Below are 727 nucleotides of genomic sequence, written 5' to 3'. Positions count from 1 at the left end.
GAGCGCGGCGGCGCGGGACGCGGTGACGCGGGACGTGGTGACGCGGGGCGCCCGGAGCGCGGCGGTGCCGGACGTCCGGAGCGTGCCGACACCGGACGTCCCGACCGCGCCGGGAGCGGCCGCCCCGAGCGCGGGAGCGGTCGAGCCGAGCGCGGGAGCGGTCGAGCCGAGCGCGGGAGCGGTCGAGCCGAGCGCGGGACCGGTCGTCCCGACCGCGGCGCCGGTCGGCCGCAGCGCGGGACGGGTCGCCCCGAGCGGGTGACGACGACACGGTCCGTCGCGCGCCGCCCCGACGCCACGGCCGTGGAGCTCACGTTCCTGCCGGGCCTGCGCGACGTCGTCGCGGCCGAGGCGGCGGACCTGCTGCCGGACGCGCGCGACCTGCACGACGTGCCGGGCCGCGACGACGCCGTCGCGCTGCGCCTGCCGGGCCCGCTCGCGCCCGTCGCGCGGCTGCGGACCGCGGTCGCGGCGTGGGTCGTCGTGCACCTGGACGTGCCGCGGCCGGCGTCGATCGCGGGGCCGCAGCACCTGCAGCGCGTCGTCGACGCCGTGTACGCGTCGCTGCGCGTGACCGGCTCGTCGACGTTCCGGTTCGAGGCGGCCGGCAGCGACTCGGCCGCGTTCGCGCGGCTCGCCGACCTGCTGCACGAGGCGACGGGGCTGCGGCACGACGCCGAGCGCGGCGACCTCGTGCTGCGCGTGCGACGCGGCACGGCCGGCGCCG

General features: G+C 81.0%; 1 pseudogene. It reads left to right on the top strand.

From position 1 onward, the window contains the following. Positions 1–258: 258 nt before the first annotated feature. A pseudogene (locus tag AB6N23_RS18515) lies at positions 259–727 on the top strand (RNA methyltransferase); the annotation flags it as partial.

The sequence above is a fragment of the Cellulomonas pasadenensis genome, assembly GCF_047229365.1.
GTDB lineage: Bacteria > Actinomycetota > Actinomycetes > Actinomycetales > Cellulomonadaceae > Cellulomonas.
This window is presented reverse-complemented; position numbering and strand designations above follow the sequence as displayed.